We start from the raw sequence: 17,784 nt of genomic DNA, 5'->3' as shown, positions 1-17,784 counted from the left end.
CGCGCGGGCCGTACGCCGTACCGCCCGCCGCGTACGGTGGCGCGCGTGATCGACGACGCCTTCGACGACCCTCGGCTGGCCGCGCTCTACGACCCCCTCGACCCCGACCGTTCCGACCTCGACGTGTACGCGGCCGTCGCCGGTGAACTCGGGGCGCGTCGCGTGCTGGACGTCGGGTGCGGCACGGGTACGTTCGCGCTCCTGCTGGCCGGGCGTGGCCTAGAGGTGACCGGCGTCGATCCGGCCGGCGCTTCGCTCGATGTGGCGCGGGCCAAGCCGGGCGGCGAACGGGTCCGCTGGATTCACGGCCACGCGACGGCGCTGCCCCCGATGCGCGTCGATCTCGCCACGATGACCGCGAACGTCGCCCAGGAGATCATCGAACCGCGGGACTGGGAGGGAACGTTGCGCGGCGTCCACGGGGCGCTGCGGCCCGGCGGGCACCTCGTGTTCGAGACCCGCGACCCGGCGCGACGCGCCTGGGAGGAGTGGAACCGCGCGGCGTCCTTCCGGGTCACCGAGGTTGACGGCGTCGGTGCGGTGGAGAGCTGGGTCGACGTGACCGATGTCAGCGGCCCCCTGGTCACCTTCCGCTGGACGTGGGTCTTCGCCTCCGACGGCCGGTCGCTGACCTCCGACTCGACGCTGCGCTTCCGTGAGCGCGACGAGGTCGAGGCGGCGCTGACCGCGCAGGGTTACGCGGTGAAGGAGGTGCGGGACGCGCCGGACCGGCCCGGGCGTGAGTTCGTGTTCTTCGCCCGGAGGGTGGAGTGAGGGGCTGCGCGCGGAGCTCAGCCGCGGAGTCGTTGCGGGCCCGGGCGGGCTGTCCGGGGCGGCCCGTCGCGGCCAGGGGCGGACCGGGACCCGCCTGGCTCGTCCTGCCCGCCGTCGGGGTGCGGGCCGCTGGGGCTGGTCGCGCAGTTCCCCGCGTCCCTGCGGGGCGGGTCCCGGTGGCGCATGGGCGCGAAGGCTGCCTGAGCCGGTGCCCGCCGCCCGCGCGGGCGGCAGGGGCGTGAACCGGGGGCGGGCGGAGAGCCGGGGCGGGGTGCGGTCAGTGATAGGCGTGGACGACCGCGTGGCCCTTGCCACGGCCGATCATCCAGCGGTTGACCGGCAGGGTGATCACGAAGGCCAGCACCAGGGAGCCGGCCAGGGAGCCCCAGAACAGGCCGGCGGACAGACCCGCGTCCATCGCGCCGGGCACGCCGGCCATGACCGTGTTGTCGATGAGCTCCATGACGGCGATCGACACGGTGTCGGCAGCCAGTGCCACCTTGAACGCGTTGCGCGGCGCCAGGCCCGCGCGCAGCACCGGCCGCATCGTCAGGGCGTAGCCGAAGACGAAGGCCAAGGCGATGGAGATGGTGATGGTGCCCGCGTCGTGCAGTCCCGCGGACGTGCCGATGACCATGCCGAGTACTTCGCCGATGGCGCAGCCGGTCAGGCAGTGCAGTGTGGCCTGCGCCGCCATCCGCCAGCTCGCCGTCGCCTGCCGGTGGCCGGCGTGCGGGTCGGCGTCGGGGTCGGTGTGCAGGTCGGTGCGCGGCTCGTCGTGTGCTTCGGTGTGTACGTGATGTGCGTGCGGCTGGTTCATGGCGGTCCTTTTCCGAGGAAGGATTCCTGCCTCCTTCAAGCGTATACCCCCTAGGGGTATTCCGTCGCGTCGGTACGCGGTCGTGCGAGGCCGGCGCCGGTTCGTACGCCCGCCGTCCCGTGGCGCGCCACCTGACCGGGGACCGTGGCCCCGTAGCGGGGAGCGCGCGGTGTGTGCGCGGTGTGTGCGCGGTCGGTGGCTGCGGGGCCCGCTGCCACCGACCGCGGAGCTCGGCTACTTGCCGAGCATCTGGTTCATCTGGGCGATCTCAGCGGACTGCGCGGTGACGATGGCCGCGGCGAGCTGCTTGGCCGGCCCGGAGGCACCCTTGGTCTGCTCGGCCTTGGCCATCTCGATCGCGCCCTCGTGGTGGCCGATCATCATCTCCAGGAACGCGGTGTCGAACGCGGTGCCGGAGAGCTTTTCCAGTGTGCCCATGTCGGCCTCGCTCATCATCCCGGGCATGGAGTGGCCGGAGTGATCCATCCCTTCCATACCCTTCATCCCGGAGGCGTCGGGCGAGGGCACCTTCTCGCCCCACCCGGCCAGCCAGCCGGACATGGTGGCGATCTCCGGGTCCTGGGCCTGCTTGATCTTCGCCGCGAGGGCCTTCACGTCCTGGGAGGCCGCCCGCGTGGGGGCGAGGTCGGCCATGGCGACGGCCTGCCGGTGGTGCGGGATCATGTCCCTGGCGAACGCGACGTCCTGGGCGTTGTGCCCGCCCTGGGTGGCCGACGCGGACGACGTACCGCCCATGTCGTGGTGGGCGTGCCCGGCGGAGTCATCGCTTCCGCAGGCGGCGAGGACCAGGGCGGCGGCGACGGTCGCGGCGGCGACGGCGCCCCGGCGGGCGGCGGTGAGACGGCGTGTGGTCATGGTGCTGCAACTCCTTTGCCCGCCCGGTCGTGGGCGGGTACGAGGGAAACGTCTGATCTGCGGTGGAGGGTTGACGCCCGAGCTCCTGGAGTGGGCGGCTGAGGAACGAGGCCGCCCGAAGAAGCGAGCAGAAAGACCGACCAAAGCGGCACGGCCGCCGCCCGGCCCCGGTCGCACGACCGGCCCGGCGAAGGCGACCGCGCGGGCCGCTCTAAATCCGCAGGAGTTGCAGTTCGGCCAGATCAGGCGGTGCCCGGACCGCCATCCCGCCCGGTACGGACCGCCCGGGGGCGGCGATCGGACGCGGCACCGTAACGCCGTTGTCGAGCAGGGCCGGCGGGGAGTACGAGCCGCTGACGCCTCCGGCCGCACAGGTGCTGTCGGCGTGATCGAGGTGCCCGCCGTTCAAGCCGTCGCCGCAGGGCTGCGCGCAGTCCCCGTCGCGGTGGTGCCGGTCGCGGTGGTGCCCGTCGTGGTCCCGGTTGAGGTGTTCCTGGTGGTGGGCGGAGCCATGGTGGGGCGCGTACGCATCCGCGTGCGCCGCCGCGCTGTGGTGGCCCGCGGTCATGCCGCCCGGCTCCGCCGACGCGGAAGGGGAGGCCAGACCGTGCATGCCCAGCACTCCGAGGAGTACGGCGAGGACGAGCACCACTCGCCCGCGCCTCACAGTGCGCGGGCGGGCGGCGGCAGTCTCGATCACAGGGACATCGTAGACACACCGCTTTCCCCCGCCCGTGGGACGGGGGTCCGTACCGGGCCGGCCGCGTCCGGGATTCCGGCTTTGTCCCGGGCAGGGTTGCCCAGCCGCTTGGCAGTCGGCACCGGATCGCAGGGGTCCGCCTCGGCGAAGAGCCGTGAGACCGTCCTGGTCGCGTGACCGACCTTCGGGTCGAGGAGCAATGCCGGGGCCGCGGGTGGTACGTGCTGGTCGGAGGTCTTGCGGGGTTCGGCCGGTACGTGCGGTCGGAGGTTCTGCGGGGTTCGGCCGGTCGGAGGAGCAGGTCGGTGCCGGGCGGGAAGCCGACGAACACCGGCCCGCAGGCCGGTGTTCGCCCGGCCGGCACCCGTCACGAAGCCGGCTGACCTCCCTGATGGGCGGGGTCGGTGGCGCCCACTCGGAACCCGGCACTCGGACCGTACGCGCTCAGTCGAAGACGGGACCCCCGGTGCGGCTGCGCTTGATCTCCGCGAAGCCGGGGACGGAGGCGACGAGCACCGTGCCGTCCCAGAGGCGGGCCGCGGCATCGCCCCGCGGGATCGGGGTCACGATCGGCCCGAAGAATGCGACCTGCTCGCCGTCCGGACCGGGCACCGCGATCACGGGCGTACCCGCCTCCTCGCCCGCCCTGTCCATGCCCTCCTGGTGGGAGGCGCGCACTTCGGCGTCGTACGTGTCCGCGTCGGCGTGATCGATCAGCTCGGCCGGCAGCCCGGCTGCCGCGAGGGCGTCCGCGATCACGTCCAGGTCCGGGCCCCGGCCTCCGGGGTGGAAGCGGGTGCCCAGCTCGGTGTAGAGCCTTCCGGCCGCCTCGTTGCCGAACTTCTGCTGGGCGGCGACCACGACCCGCACCGGCCGCCAGCCCTTGGGACCGAGCAGTTCGTGGAACTCCTCGGGGATCTGGTCGAGCTTGCCCTCGTTGAGGATGGCGAGGCTCATCACGTGCCAGCGGATCTCGATGGGGCGCAGCGTCTCGACCTCCACCGCCCACCGGGACGTCATCCAGGTCCACGGACACAGCGGGTCGAACCAGAAGTCGACCGGGGTCCTTGCGATGTCGGACATGTCTCTCCTCGGGGTCGGCTGCCCGCCGGGCGCCGCGGTACGGGGCCGGCGGGCAGCTGGGGCGGGCAGCTGGGCGGACGGGGGCGGACAGGTGCAGTCAGGAGCGGACGGAGACGGGCGGGGGCGGACAGCGGGTCGCGCGGGTCAGCCGAGCGGCACGGGAGCGGCCTCGATGACACTGCTGGGCGACTGGGTGGGCAGCATCCGGGTCACGGTGAACCCCGCGGCCGACAGCAGCGCCCGGAACTCGCCGGCGGTCCGCTCCTGACCGGTGGTGAGCACCATCATGTTCAGGTCGATGATCTTGCTGGGCGAGAAGTCGTCCCCGTCCGGGACGATCGTCTCGACGACCAGCAGCCGCGCGTCGTCGCGCATCGCCTTGCGGCAGTTGGTGAGGATCTCGACGCACGACTCGTCGTTCCAGTCGTGCAGCACCCACTTCATGAGGTACAGGTCACCGCCGTCGGGGACTGACTGGAAGAAGTCGCCGCCGACCAGCTCGCACCGGTCCGCCAGGCCCGCCCCGGCGATCGCGGGGCGCCCCTTGTCGACGGTGGGCGGCAGGTCGAACACCACGCCCCGCCCGGCGGGATGGGAGGCCAGGATCGAGCCGAGGAACGCGCCCTCGCCCCCGCCGACATCGACGATCTTCCGGTACGGGCTGAAGTCGTACACGTCCAGCACCGCTTCGGCGACCATCGCGGTGAGACCGCCCATCGCCTTGCCCAGGTGCGCCGCCATCACCGGAGTCGTCTCGAAGAACTCCCAGATCTTCTTGCCGACCGCCTTGTCGAAGGCCGGCTGGCCCGATTGCACCGCGTGGACGATCTCACCCCAGGCGCTGTGGTGCGCCTCGCCGAGTTCCATCAGGACGAAGGAGGCCAGCGAGCCGGGCACCTCCGCCCGCAGTGTGTCACCGAGATCCGTGGCCGCGTACCGCCCCTGCTCGTCCGCCCGGAAGAGGCCGACGCCGGCCAGCGCGCGCAGCAGCCGGGCCAGGGCCCGGGGGTCACTGCCCGTCAGCTCCGCGAGCTCGGTCGCGGTCTTCGGGCCACCGGCCACCAGATCCGGCAGTCCCAGCGCCGTACCGGCGTAGACCGCGCGGGATATCCAGTAGCTGGTGACGATCTCAAACATCCGGTCGATCGGCGGTCGTGCTTCTTCCATGGAAGTCTCCCAACGGTGTCCGGTGAACGGCGGTGTTCTCGGGCTGCACGGGACGGAAGCGATCGAACGGGCGGCCGGCCGCTGCGGGCCGGCCGCCGTGGGGTCGGGCGGGCTCAGCCGACCGTGACGGCGATCTTGCCGAGGGTGCCGGCTCCGAAGGCACCGAAGGCCTCGGCCACCGCGTCGAGCGCGTACGTGCCCGCGATCGGCACCCGCACCGTACCGGCGGCGACCGCGGTGGCGAGCCGCTCCAGGGTGGCGGCGTCCGGGTTGGCCATCACGGACGTCACCGTGAGGTCCAGGCCCTCGGCGTGCTCCGGGCCGAAACCGAGCGTGGAGGCGAGCCGGCCGCCGGCGGCCACCAGCTCGGCCACCTGCGCGGGGTCGCCGGCCAGGTGCACCGCGCTCGTCACGCCCTCCGGCGCGATGGCGCGCACCTGCGCGGCCAGGTCCCCGGTCCAGTCGACGGCGTGCGCCGCGCCGAGGCCGAGGACGAAGTCGGTCTCCTCGCCGGGCTTGGCGGTGGCGATGACCGTGGCTCCGGCAGCGGCGGCGAGCTGGATCGCGTACGCGCCGACACCACCGGTCGCCCCCGCGACGAGCACCGTCTCACCCTCCGCCGGGGCGATCGCGTCGATCACTCCGGCCGCGGCCGTTCCGGCCAGGCCCAGCGCACCGGCCTGCGCGAAGTCCACGCCCTCGGGGATGGCGGCGATGCCGTACCCCTCACCCACCACGACGTACTCGCCGAAGGAGCCGTCCGAGACGACCGGCTTCATCACGACGCCGAACACCTTCTCACCGGCGGCGCGCTCCACACCCTCGCCGACGGCCTCGACCGTGCCGGCGAAGTCCTTGCCGAGCGTGATCGGGAACTTGTGCTCCAGCATGTCCTTCAGGAAGCCGTAGACGACCGCTCCGTCGAAGCCGTTGAGCGACGCGGCGCGGACCCGGACCAGGATCTCGCCCGGCCCCGGAGTCGGCTGGGCCACCTCCGTCACCGTGGGGGTCGCCCCGAAGTCGTCAATGGTCACTGCGCGCATGGAAGGTACTCGCTTTCTCGGTGGTGTCAGGTGTCAGGTGTCAGGTGTCGGCGGTTCCGGCGGACGACCGCCGCCGGGCCGGTGGCGTACCCCGCGCCCGCGGCGCGCGCCGGTACGCGGCTGCCGATCAGGCGACGGCCCGCTCGTACGAGGCGCGCCTGACGGCGGTGGCCTCATCGAGTTCCTCGGCGTCGCGCGGCGCGTGGAGCATCACGACGGGGTCCGGGAATTCCGGCCCTTGCGCCCGGATCTCCGGAGGGGGGAAGTCCTCCGGCCGGTCGTACGGAATCCCCGGACCGGTCGTCCTCGGCCGCGGCCCCTTCCGCGGCGTCAGTGCGGTCGGATCGAACGCCATGAAACTCCTCGGCAGGGCTCGCGGGACCGAATACCAGCGCACCAACAGTGCGCTGGGCACTTCTTGTTCTCGGGGGAATTCTGAGTGATGCTTCACAGATGACAGAAGAAGGCACTTCAAAGACCGCTACGCACATTGATGTTCCCGACCGGATCAGTGCGGATCAGCCGATGTGCGAATTACGTGACGTGCTCGACCGGGTGGGCGACAAATGGAGTGTCCTGCTGATGGCGATCCTCGGCGGCGGTCCGCGCCGCTACTCCGAGTTGCGCCGCGCCATCGACGGCATCTCCCAGCGGATGCTCACGCTGACCCTGCGCAGCCTCGAACGCGACGGCCTGGTGCTGCGTACCGTGGCGCCCACGACGCCGCCCCAGGTCTCCTACGAGCTGACCCCCGTGGGCAAGACCCTGTCCACCGAGGTCAGCACGCTCATCCGGTGGGCCGAGCGGCACCGCGAGTACGTCAGCGTCTCCCGCCGCATCTACGACGCCAAGTGACGCCCCGCCGGCCGCGCGGGCGGCGGCCGGGCCCGTCACCGGTCGGCCCCGGGCCGGTCCCCCGTGGCCCCGGCGAGGTCACGGGCGCTGTCGAGCGCGGCCGTGAGGGAGGCCGCGGCCATCTCCTTGAACCCGGCGAGCCTGGGCACATGAGCGGACTTGGTCAGCTCGGAGTTGAGGAAGGTGAGGTCGTCGGCGAAACCCACCATGCCGAAGGCGGCCCTGAGGTGGGGCTCCTGGAAGTCGAACCCGTGGCGCGGAGCGCCGGGGCCGTACGCGCCGCCCCGCGCCGTGATCACGACGACCTTCTTCCCGGACAGCGGGCCCATGCCGGTCCCGGGGTCCACCACCAGCGGCGGGATCACCAGCCGGTCGAACCACGCCTTGAACGTCGAGGGCACCGAGAAGTTGTGCATGGGCACCCCGAGGACGACCGTGTCGGCGGCCAGCACCTCGTCGATCAGCTCCCACGCCACCGCCCAGCTCGCCTTCTCCTCGGGCGTGCCGGCCGCGTCCCGGGCCACGCCGAGGTCGCGCACCCCGGTGCTCTCCAGGCGGTGCATGATCGCGACCTGATCGGCGTCGATGTGCGGCACCGGCGCGGCGGCGAGGTCGCGGTACGTGTACGGGGCGTCGTCCGGGTGCGCCGCGCGCCAGGACGCGGCGAACTCCGCGGTGACCCGGCGGGTCACCGAGTCGGGGCGCGGGCTGGAGTCGATGTGCAGCAGGGAAGGCATGGGTCTCTCCGTGAGCGGGTGGGTGGAGTGCCGGGGCACAGGGCGGGTGGTCAGGCGGCCACGCCGACCGCCTGGGGCCGGGGTCCGGCGATCGCGGCGGTGGCCCATCGCGGATAGCTGCCCATGAAGCGGGCGCGGGCACCCAGCCCGGCCAGGGCCGCGATCGCCTCGCGCACCGACGGGTTCTCGATGTGCCCGTCGATGTCGATGAAGAAGCGGTAGTTGCCCAGCCGGTCGCCCGTCGGCCAGGACTGGATCCAGCTCAGCTCGATGCCGCGGGAGCTGAACTCGGTGAGCACGGAAACCAGTTGGCCCGGCCCCTCGCCGCGCAGCGACACCACCAGTGAGGTGCGCTCCCTCCCGGCGCGGGCCGGTGGCAGCCAGCCCTGGGACACCGCGACGAACCGGGTGACCGCCGACGCGTGCTCGCCGATGTCGGTGGCCAGGATCTCCAGGCCGTACAGTTCGGCCGCGAGGGGCGCGGCGATCGCGGCGACGCCCTCCGCGCCGGCGTCGGCCACCTCGCGGGCCGCCGCCGCGGTGGAGTCGGCCGGCACGGCGTACGCGTCCGGCAGGTGCCGGGCCAGCCAGGTCCGGCACTGCCCGAGCGCGTGCGGATGGCTGAGCACCCGGGTGATCCGCTCGCGGGCCGACCCGGCCGGAGCCATCAACGCGAAGGTCACCGGCATCGTGACCTCGGCGTTGATGTGCAGCCGCGCGGAGACCAGCCGGTCCATGGTGGCCGGCACGACACCCTTCACGGAGTTCTCCAGCGGGACGACCGCGGCCCCGCAGTCCCCGCGGCGCACCGCTTCCAGCGCCGCGCGGACCGTGGGGAACGGCCTGTGGGGCATGTCCGGGGCCAGCGTCGGCATGCGCCGCAGGGCGGCCTGCGTGAAGGTGCCCTCCGGCCCCAGACAGGCGTAGGTCATGGCCCGGGTCAGCTCTCGATGAGACGGTGGAAGACGACCGTGTCGAAGATGTCCTCCATGCGTACGGCCTTGCCGTCGCGCAGTGTCCAGGAGTGCACGAACTGCAGCGTCTCGGTGTGCCCCGACCTGGAGGTGACGTCCCGTACGCCGAAGACCACCACCCGGTCAGCGGCCTGCACGAACTCCAGGGGACGCAGTTTCATCCCGCCCAGGACGGTCGCCACCTGGGCCAGGAACTCCCTGACGCCGGCGTGGCCGTGCTTCGTGCCGCCGAGCCCGTAGGCGCGCATCCCCTCGGGGTGGACCCATTCGACGTCCTCGGACAGCGTGGCCAGCAGCCCCTCCACGTCCCGCGAGTGGAAGGCCTGGTAGGAGGCGTGGATCAGGTCGAGGTCGGTGGTGCCGGCCGTGCCGGCCGTACTGGCTGTGTGCTGGGTCATCGGGGCAGGTTCCTCACCGGTTGGCGTACTCGGGATACATCGACTCGACGGTGCGGCGGATGCCCTCGCGCCAGCCGACCTTGCAGGGACCGGTGAGCTTGCGGCGCAGCGCCGGGTCGAACTGGTACGTCTCCCGGGTCACCTCGCTGGGCACCAGCTTCGCGGTGACCCCGGTCAGCTCCTCCAGGTACCGGACGCAGTCGGTGATGCCCACCGGCTCGTCGCCGCCCCAGTTGGTGAGGGTGGCGGGCACCGAGGCGGCCTCCCACAGCCGGGGCACCTGCTCGACCAGGTCGTCGGTGTAGAGCAGCGAGCACCAGTTCTGGCCCTCGACGGGGACCGGGATCGGCTCGCCGGCCAGCATCCGCTTGAAGTACAGCATCGGCACCCCGCCGTAACCACCCGGCCCGTAGGCGATGTTGAGGCGCGCGATGATCGTCGGCAGGCCGAGGGTCTGTGCGTAGGCGCGGACCGCCCCCTCGGCGGCGATCTTGACCACCGGATAGACCGGCAGCCAGTCGGCGACCCCGTCCACCGGGTCGGACTCGGTGTACGCGTGGTCAAGCGTCTGCCGCGCGTACAGCGCGCCCGTCGAGACGTACAGGAACGCCTCCGCGGTGCGGCAGTGGGTCATCAGGCGGCCGGCGGCGACGACGTTGACCTCGGTGGCGGTGTTGAAGTCGCCGTCCTCGCCGCGCTGCACGGCGGAGTGGAAGACATGGGTGAAGTCGGTGGGCAGCCCGCGTAAGGACTCCGGGCCGGTGTCGGCCATGTCCCAGCGGAAGGTGGTGATGCCGTGCCGGGTCAGCGCCTCCTCGGCGCCGGGTGTGCCGAAACGGCCCAGCGCCCATACCTCGTTGCCGTCCGCCAGCGCCTTCGCCACAGGTCCGGCGACCTGTCCGGTGCCGCCGGTGACCAGGATCTTCTTGCCTCTCACGTGCTGTCTCCTCCCGTGCTGGGTCAGTTGCCGTCGCCGAGGGCCCGGTCGATCTCCTTGCGCAGGATCGACTGGAAGGTCGCCACGTGCTGCGGGCCCATCAGCGTGTAGTGCTCACCGGGGACGTCGATGTAGCGGTTGGTGCCGGTGGCGTGCTCGTCCCAGCGCCGCAGCTCGTTTTCCAGCCAGTCCTTCTTGGTGCCGCGCAGCGGGACCGCGTAGAACACCGACAGCGAGCGGACCGTGCCGCTCGGCGCGTAGCTGCGGCCCAGGTTGGTGAGCCCGTCGGCGAGTTCCGCCCAGGCGGTGAACTTCGCCAGGTCGAGGTCGAGTTCGGCCAGCCGGCCCTCGGGGGCGATCTCGACGAAGTGGGCGAGCTGCTCCTCGCGGGACAGGTGGCGCAGTCGGCCGGGCAGTTCCAGGGACTGCCTCTTGTCGATGAGCGCGAGGAAGAATGCCAGGTTGGCGGCGGTCTCCACGAAGTCCAGTTCGTCCATCCGGTACTTGATGTGCGGGGGCAGGTTGAAGCTGCCGACGAAGTCCACCCGCTCGCCGTCCGCCTCCAGCACCTTGGCGATCTCGAACGCCACCGCGCCGCCGTAGGAGTAGCCGGCGACGGCGTACGGTCCGTGCGGCTGCTTGGCGCGGATGGCCCGCACATACGTGGCGACCATCTCGTCGAAGCTCTCGAACGGCTTCTCCCCCGGGTTGAAGCCGCGGGCCCGCAGGGCGTAGAACGGCCGGTCGCCGACGAAGTACTTGGCGAGGTTGACGAAGACCAGCACCTCGCCGACGCCCGGGTGGACGCAGAACAGCGGCGTCTTGTCGCCGGTCACCTGCATGGGGACGATCGGGTCGTACGGGCGCGTCGCCGCGTCCTCGGTGAGGTGCGCGGCCAGGGCACGCACGGTCGGGGCCGTCAGCACGGTGATGATCTGGAGGTCCTCGGCGCCGAGCCGCTGCGCGACCAGAGTCCGCAGCCGCAGGATGTCCAGCGAGGTGCCGCCGAGGTCGAAGAAGTTCGCGGTGGCGCTGAGCTTGTCCGGGTCGGAGTCGAACATCTCGGCGTAGATGCCGGCGATGATCCGCTCGGTCTCGCCGTCGGGCGCGGTGTAGCCGCCCAGCCGGCGCAGGACGAGGTCCTCCACGGCCTCGGCGACCTGGTCGTACGCACCGGCCTCCAGCCGCTTGCGCATCAGTGACCGCTGGATCTTGCCGAGGCTGGTCTTGGGGAAGGCGTCCTTGGGCAGCGGGAGGATCAGCGAGGGACGGAAGCCCCAGTGGATGACGACACTCGCGCGCACCGCGGACAGCACCCGGTACAGGCCGAGTTCGTCGTCGTCCGCGACCTCGGGGTGGAAGGCGATCACGAGCTGTTCGGTGTCACTGCCCGGCTGACGGGTCGGGAACGCGGCGACGTACGAGCGCGCGACGTCGTCCAGCTCGGCCAGTACGGTCTCGATGTCGTGGCTGAAGTAGTTGACGCCGTTGACGATGACGCTGTCCTTGCTGCGGCCGACCAGCGTCAGGCGCCCGTCGTCGATCCGGCCCAGGTCGCCGCTGCGGAACCAGCCGTCGGCGGTGAAGGCCGCGCGGGTGGCCTCGTCGTTGTTGTGGTAGCCGGTGGTGATCATCGGGCCGATGAGCTGCAGTTCGCCGGTCTCGCCGTCACCGAGCGGCTGGTCCCGGTCGTCGGCGACGCGGATCCGCAGCCCCTCGACCGGCTTTCCGAGGTTGGCGAACTCCTGGCCCTGGTCGAAGGCGGGGAACTCCTGGGAGTAGATGCTGCCGGCGCAGGTCTCCGTCATGCCGAACGCGGGCCACAGCACGTCGCGGGACAGCCCGTACCGCGCGAACCGCTCCAGGAAGGTCTCGCCGGTGGTGCGCACCACCGCCTCGCCGCCACTGATGATGTGCCGCAGCCGGGACAGATCGACCGGAGCGCCCTCGGCGAGCCGGTCCGCGAGCGGATTGAGCAGCCCCAGCAGGAAGTTCGGGGTGAACGTCATGGTGACGCCGTAGGTCGAGATCAGCCGCAGGAACTCCAGCGGTTCGCCGAGGACCGTGGCCGGCTCCACATGGAGCTGGGTGGCGCCGGCGGACAGCGGGAGCAGATGACACTCCAGCAGAGCGGCCACATGGTCGAAGGAGACCCAGTTCAGCGAGATGTCGTCGGAGGTCAGCCGGTGGTATCCGTTCTTCGCGGCCATCGACGCCAGCAGGTTGCCGTGGCTGAGCCTGACCGCCTTGGAGTTGCCGGTCGAACCGGAGGTCAGCACCAGCATGGCGACGTCCCCGGGGGCGGCGTGGTGCAGCGGTTCGGCGGGCTCACCGCCGCGCAGGGTCTCCAGCGGTGCGACCGCCAGCCCCTCGACGCGCGGCAGCTCCGCGGACAGCGTCTCGTTGGTGACGACCAGCGGCTGGTCCAGCAGGGTGTTCACATGGCCGAGCTGCGCGGCCCAGCGTTCCGGGTCGCCGCCCAGCGGAGCCATCGGGACCGGAACGAATCCGCCGAGCAGACAGCCCCAGAACGCGGCCAGGAACTCCTGCGGGCGCTCCAGCAGCAGTACGACCTTGTCCTGCGGCTGGAGCCCCCGGGCGCGCAGTCCGGTGAGAACCTCGCGCGCCTCCTCCAGTAACTCCGGATAGCTCTGCAGTCGCGAACCGCCCGCGGGGGCGCCGCCCAGATGGTAGAGGACACCGGATTCTGGGTGCCGCTCCGCTGCCAGGAGCAGCAGATCCGCGACCGACCGGGTGGGTGATGGTGCCATGGTCATGACGTGCCCTCTCTCTTGTTCGCGGGGACGTACGCGCCAGGGGCGGAATCACGGCCGAAAGACGGCGTTCTGGTCGGGCTTGCTCCGCACTCCCTTCGCAGGCGGCCTTTCCTCAGCCGGCCGCCGCGGGAGCCCGGGCGTCAGCCCTGCACGCACCGGCTTGCGGCCGGGCAGCGCGGCGGCGACACGGGCAGCGCTCGCATGCCGGAGGTCGATCAGAAGACGGTGTCGCGCCGCACGGGGGCAGGGTGCGGCCGGAAGAGGCCGCACGGGGGCAGGGTGCGGCCGGAAGAAGACGGCGAACCGGGCGGACGGGCTGCGTCAGCCGTACTACGTCAGCCCTGCTGCGGCCGCCGACCCGCGGGACGGCGATGCCACGAACCCGCCGGGCCGGCGTCGGATCGCGGGGCGGCGGGTTCGTGGCACCGCCCTACTGCGGACCGGCTGGAAGGCGTCCGGCACTCCCTGGGGGCGGGTCGCCTGCCGGGTGGCCCGGCGTCGAGGTGCCGCCACACTGTCTTGCGCACGCTGACTCATCGTTGGAGCTCCCCGTTGTGGTCCGCAAGTAGCTGAGAAACGGCGCTCAGTGAGCCTAAAACCAAGACTTCCGACTGTCAAAGAATTATGACATTAAACGAACGGCGGTAAAGGCGGAAAAGCGCCGTTCGTTATTTGTCTCTTGTGGCCCTTCGTCCGCTCCGCGCCGGTCCCCGTCCGACCGTCACGTCGCTGCGGCGAACAGCGGCTTCGCCGCAGCCAAAAGCTGTCAGACCAAACATTTTGGCCATCGGCCGCTCCCGTGGCGACGCGAGGCGGGCACGGCCGAAAACGGCGCGAACATCAATGTTCCCGGGCGACCGGCGAGCGTGCTGCGCGTCTCCCGCAGCGGACCGCGGATCGCCTGCGGCACGCCTGCCTTTCGCATACGGGACACCATTGCCACCTCATTCCGCGGGCCGTGCGCACGTGCGTTTCCCCGGGCACGGTGGACTTTCTGGTCCAGCCCGTGCGGCGCCCCGTGACGCCATCCCGAGGCCGTCGCCCCGGCCTTGTCCGGCCGTCCCCCTCCGGCCGTCCCCCGCGCCGGTGCACCCCCGGTGCACGATCCGAGGTCGGTTCGGCGACCCCTTCGCGAGTACGAGCCCTGGCACCGCGACCACCTCGTCATCGACACCGCCGACCGCGACGTCGACGCCTGCGTCGACGAGATCCGTCGCACACCCGACCGGCTCGACGAGCAGCGCGACGACCCTTCTGGCCTAGGACATGACGTCGAGCGGCCGCAGGAAGCGGCGCTCATACCGCTTGATGCAGCGGGTGTTACGAGCCAGTTCGAAGGCATCCCGGCACTCCGGGTCGGTCATGCTGTCCGTGCGGTACTGCTCGTACGCGGCGAGACTGGGAAAGGAGAAGAGGGCGTAGGCGATGTCGCTGTCGCCCTCACTCGGCAGGAAGTAGCCGTGGTGCGTCCCGCCGAACCGGTTGACGAGCCCGACCCAGCGGCGGCCGTATTCCTCAAAATCCTCAAGCTTGTCGGCGTCGATCTCGTACTTCAGATGAATGGTGATCACGCCCCCATCATGTTGCATGCCGGTTCGGGCTCGAAGGCGGCCCATGTGCCTTGGAGCAGCCGGGATTCGGCGTGCTGCTGACGGAGGTCGGCAATCTGTCTGCGCGGTGCCTGGGGCGTCGTACAAAGGGCCGCGCACTTCTTGCCCGGGGCTGTACGTGGGCGTACAACGGGCATACAGGGCCGCGGTGTGGGCCGCGCCGGGGCGGGCGCGGGCTCCGGTGGAGCCGTGGCCGGGGGGATGGTGGAGCCGTGGTTCTGGACCCTGCACGGGAGTTATCCGCGGAGAACGGGTCGTGGCGACCGGAGCACGACCGCGGGGAGGAACGGGGCACGGCAGCGCCGACCCCGCCCCGCTCACTCGACGGCGCCGTGCCGGACATGGCGGCCTTCCGCGCGATGGCGCCGCTCGTCGTGTCCGACATCGAGTTCCTCGACACGGAGGCCGAGCAGTTCCTCGACGAGCGGGAGCGGGTGATCATACGCGCCATGACGGTCAGTGCCTTCGCGTCGGCGCGGGCCGCCGGGGAACACGCCGTCGCCTCGGCTGCCGACCCCGCTCGGGCGGGCCGGGCCGGAGCCGAGAAGGTAGGGGAGGTCCTGGCGGACCGGCACACCGGCATCAAGGCGTACTTCCTGGAACTGGCCGAGGTTCGGGCCCGCAAACGCTACGCCAAGGGCTTCTACTGGGGCTCGCTGGCCAGCATCCTCGTCCTGCTCGTGGTCGGGCTGGTGATGAGGGAAGTGGTGGTCGCGCTCCGGAGGCCACTTGAGGGAACCACCCAGCTCAACCCCATCGAGTTCTTCGCGTTGCGCGACTCGCTCGCCTGCATCGGCGGCGGTTCCCTCGGCGCGGCGATCAGCGTGCTTCTGCGGGTCGGGTCCGGGTACCACGTGCCCTACCGGACGACTTCGGGCACCACGTCGTTCTACCGGATCGTCCTCGGCTGGATGTTCGCGGCCGGCATCCTGTGCCTGATCAAGGGCAACATCGTGGCGGTCCTGCCCGACCCCACCGAGGCGCTGCTGAAGACCCAGGACCCCTACAACGACGCGGCGGTCGCCAAGTCGTTCTTCTTCTGGGTCGGGATCGGTGTGCTCGCCGGTTTCAACGAACGCTGGGTGAAGCGGCTCTTCTCACCGCCGGTGACCGGCAAGGACAAGGAGCGGGGCAAGGAGAGGTGACGTCCGCTCGCCGACCGTACGAGGCCGGCGAGCGGAGGACACGAGCCCTTCCCGTAGCCTGATCAACGCCCGCCTGGACGCACTCGGTCCCCACGACGCGCGACGACGGGCCGGCACGGTCGGTGCCGGGCCTCGCCGTAGGAGGGGCGAGAGCGGCGGGGATCACGGCTGAATCGGCGAGGTCGTCAGGGCTGTTTCGGCTGGTCGGCGGGGCCGATGTGCTCGCCGAGCGAGTACTCGAGGTCTCCGGGCGTCTGCAGGCCGCGGGTTGCGAGTTCGGCGTTGCGGGCCTGCACGGTCGGGCGGAACAGCAGTTCGTTGAAGCGCGTGTAGGTCGACATCAGTTCCTCGGGCCGGGGTGCCGACGCCTGGGCGTTGATGATCTCCTTCACCGAGGTGAGGGCTTCCTTGTCGAAGGACGCCACGCGGCGCGCGTACCGCTCGACGAACTGGTCGAGTTCGGCGTCGGGGACGGCTCGGTTGATCCAGCCGTAGCGTTCGGCGGTCTCCGCGTCGTAGTCCTCGCCGCTGGTGATCACCTCCAGCGCGCGGGCCCGGCCGATGTGACGCCAGAGCGTCTCCATGCCTCCGCCGCCGGGGATGATGCCGAAGCCGATCTCCGGCTGGCCTATGACGGCATGTTCGAGGCTGGCGAAGCGGACGTCGAGGGCCTGCAGGAACTCGCTGCCCACGCCGCGAGCGCGACCGCGCAGGACCCCGACGCTGATGAAGGGGGCGCGGCGCAGACGCGTCGTGAAGTCCGGCCACGGGGGAAGGCCGGTCGGCCCGACGTCGGTCGGGTAGTCCTGTCGCAGCAGGTCCAAGTGGGCCATGAAGTAGTCGGGCAGGGCGCTGTCGAAGACCACGACCTTGGCTTGCGGGTCCGCCTCCAACTGATCGATGAGAGCCGTGAAGGCGCCCAGCAGCTCGGGGCCGAGCAGGTTCAGGGGCGGGTTGTCGATGGTTGCCCGCCAGTAACCGGGCGTGACCTGGACGGTGCGGAGAAGGGAGGAGTGATCAATCATGGCCCGAGCCTAGGAAGCAGTTCAGCTGCGGGAATCAGTCGTATGACGCAACCCGCGGGGGTGCAGTAGCCGTCGCCCGGAACGACTGCTGACCGCATCGGCGACAGCCGCCGCGTGCGCTCCGGCCGGGCGCGCTCCATGACCTCCCGACTGTCGCGGTTGGCGTTGCCGCTGTACGACGTCCTGTGCCACCCGGCGGTGGCGAACCGGGTCGGCGGGCACGTCCTCTGAGTACGGTCGTGGGCAGGGGGAGACGGTTGCGGGGCCGGGGGACCGCTGGTCGGACGCCGCTGGTGGTGCGCACCGTGCGGGATGGCGGGACGCTGTGATCACTGCGTCAACGGCGGGTGCACCTCTCGTAGTCCGGATGCTCGGGAATGTCGTCGCAGTTGAAGGAGTTGTGGGCGCCGGAGTGCACGCCCGTGTGGTTCGACGTGCGCCAACTCGACGGGGTGCCGCCGCAACCGACGTTCAGGGAGTACGACTCATTCATCGGCAGGTCGGTCCACCAGTCGGCGGTGGAGCCGTCACCGACGCCCTTCCAGGCGGCGAAGCGGGAATGCGCGGCGTTGGCCGTCTGGACCCAGACACCGACCACGGCGTGACCCGACTCGCAGAGCAACTGCCCGGAGATGTGGAACGGTCCAGAGACCGCGGTGGTCGCGGGTGGCTGCACGGGCGCGGTGGTGACCGTGCTCCTGGACGGGCTCGTACCGCCGCCGGTGCCTGTCGTGGTGGTGGAGGGACTGCGGCGGGTACCGCCGCCTGCGCTGGTTGGCGGAGGGAAGCGGACGGCGGGCATGACGCCCTGGTCGGCGCTCTTGCTGCCGGGCACGGCCCGACCAGGGGCTGCTGGCGTCGGG

General features: G+C 71.3%; 18 protein-coding genes. 3 read left to right on the top strand and 15 right to left on the bottom strand.

Annotated features, from left to right (window positions below; translation table 11 throughout):
* The first annotated feature begins 45 nt into the window (after positions 1 to 45).
* Positions 46 to 774: a class I SAM-dependent methyltransferase gene (locus VIW71_RS05730; RefSeq protein WP_331620871.1), complete on the top strand. Its 729-nt coding sequence runs from the start codon at positions 46 to 48 to the stop codon at positions 772 to 774.
* Positions 775 to 1,051: 277 nt separating this feature from the next.
* Here VIW71_RS05730 and VIW71_RS05725 read toward each other — a convergent pair whose 3' ends face one another.
* The 7 genes from VIW71_RS05725 to VIW71_RS05695 form a co-directional block, all read right to left on the bottom strand.
* Positions 1,052 to 1,594 (bottom strand): DUF4396 domain-containing protein, encoded by a 543-nt coding sequence (locus tag VIW71_RS05725; RefSeq protein ID WP_414720668.1) that lies wholly within the window; start codon positions 1,592 to 1,594, stop codon positions 1,052 to 1,054.
* A gap of 234 nt (positions 1,595 to 1,828) precedes the next feature.
* Complete coding sequence (locus VIW71_RS05720) at positions 1,829 to 2,470, bottom strand: DUF305 domain-containing protein (protein WP_331620865.1); 642 nt, start codon at positions 2,468 to 2,470, stop codon at positions 1,829 to 1,831.
* A 211-nt stretch (positions 2,471 to 2,681) separates the two neighbouring features.
* Entirely contained in the window at positions 2,682 to 3,170 is a 489-nt protein-coding gene (locus tag VIW71_RS05715) for a DUF6153 family protein (RefSeq protein WP_331620864.1), read from the bottom strand.
* A 444-nt stretch (positions 3,171 to 3,614) separates the two neighbouring features.
* Complete coding sequence (locus tag VIW71_RS05710; RefSeq protein WP_331620863.1) at positions 3,615 to 4,253, bottom strand: disulfide bond formation protein DsbA; 639 nt, start codon at positions 4,251 to 4,253, stop codon at positions 3,615 to 3,617.
* Positions 4,254 to 4,397: 144 nt separating this feature from the next.
* The gene (locus VIW71_RS05705) at positions 4,398 to 5,420 is read right to left on the bottom strand and encodes a methyltransferase (RefSeq protein WP_331620862.1); all 1,023 of its coding nucleotides are present in this window, start codon (positions 5,418 to 5,420) and stop codon (positions 4,398 to 4,400) included.
* Between the two features lie 113 nt (positions 5,421 to 5,533).
* Complete coding sequence (locus VIW71_RS05700) at positions 5,534 to 6,463, bottom strand: alcohol dehydrogenase catalytic domain-containing protein (protein ID WP_331620861.1); 930 nt, start codon at positions 6,461 to 6,463, stop codon at positions 5,534 to 5,536.
* A gap of 127 nt (positions 6,464 to 6,590) precedes the next feature.
* Positions 6,591 to 6,818, bottom strand: a complete 228-nt coding sequence (locus VIW71_RS05695) for a hypothetical protein (RefSeq protein WP_331620860.1) — start codon at positions 6,816 to 6,818, stop codon at positions 6,591 to 6,593.
* Between the two features lie 170 nt (positions 6,819 to 6,988).
* On the opposite strand from VIW71_RS05695, the gene VIW71_RS05690 reads away from it, so the two are divergent.
* Positions 6,989 to 7,318, top strand: coding sequence for a winged helix-turn-helix transcriptional regulator (locus VIW71_RS05690; RefSeq protein WP_331620859.1), 330 nt, complete (start codon positions 6,989 to 6,991; stop codon positions 7,316 to 7,318).
* Positions 7,319 to 7,353: 35 nt separating this feature from the next.
* Here VIW71_RS05690 and VIW71_RS05685 read toward each other — a convergent pair whose 3' ends face one another.
* The 6 genes from VIW71_RS05685 to VIW71_RS05660 form a co-directional block, all read right to left on the bottom strand.
* Positions 7,354 to 8,055, bottom strand: a complete 702-nt coding sequence (locus VIW71_RS05685) for an FMN-dependent NADH-azoreductase (RefSeq protein ID WP_331620858.1) — start codon at positions 8,053 to 8,055, stop codon at positions 7,354 to 7,356.
* A gap of 50 nt (positions 8,056 to 8,105) precedes the next feature.
* The gene (gene pheA, locus VIW71_RS05680; protein ID WP_331620857.1) at positions 8,106 to 8,987 is read right to left on the bottom strand and encodes a prephenate dehydratase; all 882 of its coding nucleotides are present in this window, start codon (positions 8,985 to 8,987) and stop codon (positions 8,106 to 8,108) included.
* Positions 8,988 to 8,995: 8 nt separating this feature from the next.
* The gene (locus VIW71_RS05675) at positions 8,996 to 9,427 is read right to left on the bottom strand and encodes a nuclear transport factor 2 family protein (protein WP_331620856.1); all 432 of its coding nucleotides are present in this window, start codon (positions 9,425 to 9,427) and stop codon (positions 8,996 to 8,998) included.
* 13 nt (positions 9,428 to 9,440) lie between these two features.
* The gene (locus VIW71_RS05670; protein WP_331620855.1) at positions 9,441 to 10,364 is read right to left on the bottom strand and encodes an NAD-dependent epimerase/dehydratase family protein; all 924 of its coding nucleotides are present in this window, start codon (positions 10,362 to 10,364) and stop codon (positions 9,441 to 9,443) included.
* A 23-nt stretch (positions 10,365 to 10,387) separates the two neighbouring features.
* Entirely contained in the window at positions 10,388 to 13,135 is a 2,748-nt protein-coding gene (locus VIW71_RS05665) for a non-ribosomal peptide synthetase (protein WP_331620869.1), read from the bottom strand.
* A gap of 1,265 nt (positions 13,136 to 14,400) precedes the next feature.
* On the bottom strand, positions 14,401 to 14,712 hold the full coding sequence (locus VIW71_RS05660; protein ID WP_331620853.1) for an NIPSNAP family protein: 312 nt from the start codon (positions 14,710 to 14,712) through the stop codon (positions 14,401 to 14,403).
* A gap of 380 nt (positions 14,713 to 15,092) precedes the next feature.
* On the opposite strand from VIW71_RS05660, the gene VIW71_RS05655 reads away from it, so the two are divergent.
* Positions 15,093 to 15,896, top strand: coding sequence for a hypothetical protein (locus tag VIW71_RS05655; RefSeq protein ID WP_331620852.1), 804 nt, complete (start codon positions 15,093 to 15,095; stop codon positions 15,894 to 15,896).
* A 185-nt stretch (positions 15,897 to 16,081) separates the two neighbouring features.
* Here the strand turns inward: VIW71_RS05655 and VIW71_RS05650 are convergent, their stop codons facing one another.
* The gene (locus VIW71_RS05650) at positions 16,082 to 16,921 is read right to left on the bottom strand and encodes an enoyl-CoA hydratase/isomerase family protein (protein ID WP_331620851.1); all 840 of its coding nucleotides are present in this window, start codon (positions 16,919 to 16,921) and stop codon (positions 16,082 to 16,084) included.
* A gap of 337 nt (positions 16,922 to 17,258) precedes the next feature.
* A complete protein-coding gene (locus VIW71_RS05645) occupies positions 17,259 to 17,756 on the bottom strand; it encodes a hypothetical protein (RefSeq protein WP_331620850.1) in 498 nt (165 codons plus the stop codon).
* Between the last annotated feature and the right edge of the window lie 28 nt (positions 17,757 to 17,784).

The sequence above is a fragment of the Streptomyces sp. genome, assembly GCF_036524955.1.
In the GTDB taxonomy this organism is placed as follows: Bacteria; Actinomycetota; Actinomycetes; order Streptomycetales; family Streptomycetaceae; genus Actinacidiphila.
This window is presented reverse-complemented; position numbering and strand designations above follow the sequence as displayed.

What these genes read in the sequence shown, in the direction of transcription:
- VIW71_RS05725 (WP_414720668.1), bottom strand. Translation starts at nt 1,594, where the DNA reads ATGAACCAGCCGCACGCACATCACGTACACACCGAAGCACACGACGAG.
- VIW71_RS05720 (WP_331620865.1), bottom strand. Translation starts at nt 2,470, where the DNA reads ATGACCACACGCCGTCTCACCGCCGCCCGCCGGGGCGCCGTCGCCGCC.
- VIW71_RS05710 (WP_331620863.1), bottom strand. Translation starts at nt 4,253, where the DNA reads ATGTCCGACATCGCAAGGACCCCGGTCGACTTCTGGTTCGACCCGCTG.
- VIW71_RS05705 (WP_331620862.1), bottom strand. Translation starts at nt 5,420, where the DNA reads ATGGAAGAAGCACGACCGCCGATCGACCGGATGTTTGAGATCGTCACC.
- VIW71_RS05700 (WP_331620861.1), bottom strand. Translation starts at nt 6,463, where the DNA reads ATGCGCGCAGTGACCATTGACGACTTCGGGGCGACCCCCACGGTGACG.
- VIW71_RS05695 (WP_331620860.1), bottom strand. Translation starts at nt 6,818, where the DNA reads ATGGCGTTCGATCCGACCGCACTGACGCCGCGGAAGGGGCCGCGGCCG.
- VIW71_RS05690 (WP_331620859.1), top strand. Translation starts at nt 6,989, where the DNA reads ATGTGCGAATTACGTGACGTGCTCGACCGGGTGGGCGACAAATGGAGT.
- VIW71_RS05685 (WP_331620858.1), bottom strand. Translation starts at nt 8,055, where the DNA reads ATGCCTTCCCTGCTGCACATCGACTCCAGCCCGCGCCCCGACTCGGTG.
- pheA (WP_331620857.1), bottom strand. Translation starts at nt 8,987, where the DNA reads ATGACCTACGCCTGTCTGGGGCCGGAGGGCACCTTCACGCAGGCCGCC.
- VIW71_RS05675 (WP_331620856.1), bottom strand. Translation starts at nt 9,427, where the DNA reads ATGACCCAGCACACAGCCAGTACGGCCGGCACGGCCGGCACCACCGAC.
- VIW71_RS05665 (WP_331620869.1), bottom strand. Translation starts at nt 13,135, where the DNA reads ATGGCACCATCACCCACCCGGTCGGTCGCGGATCTGCTGCTCCTGGCA.
- VIW71_RS05655 (WP_331620852.1), top strand. Translation starts at nt 15,093, where the DNA reads ATGGCGGCCTTCCGCGCGATGGCGCCGCTCGTCGTGTCCGACATCGAG.
- VIW71_RS05650 (WP_331620851.1), bottom strand. Translation starts at nt 16,921, where the DNA reads ATGATTGATCACTCCTCCCTTCTCCGCACCGTCCAGGTCACGCCCGGT.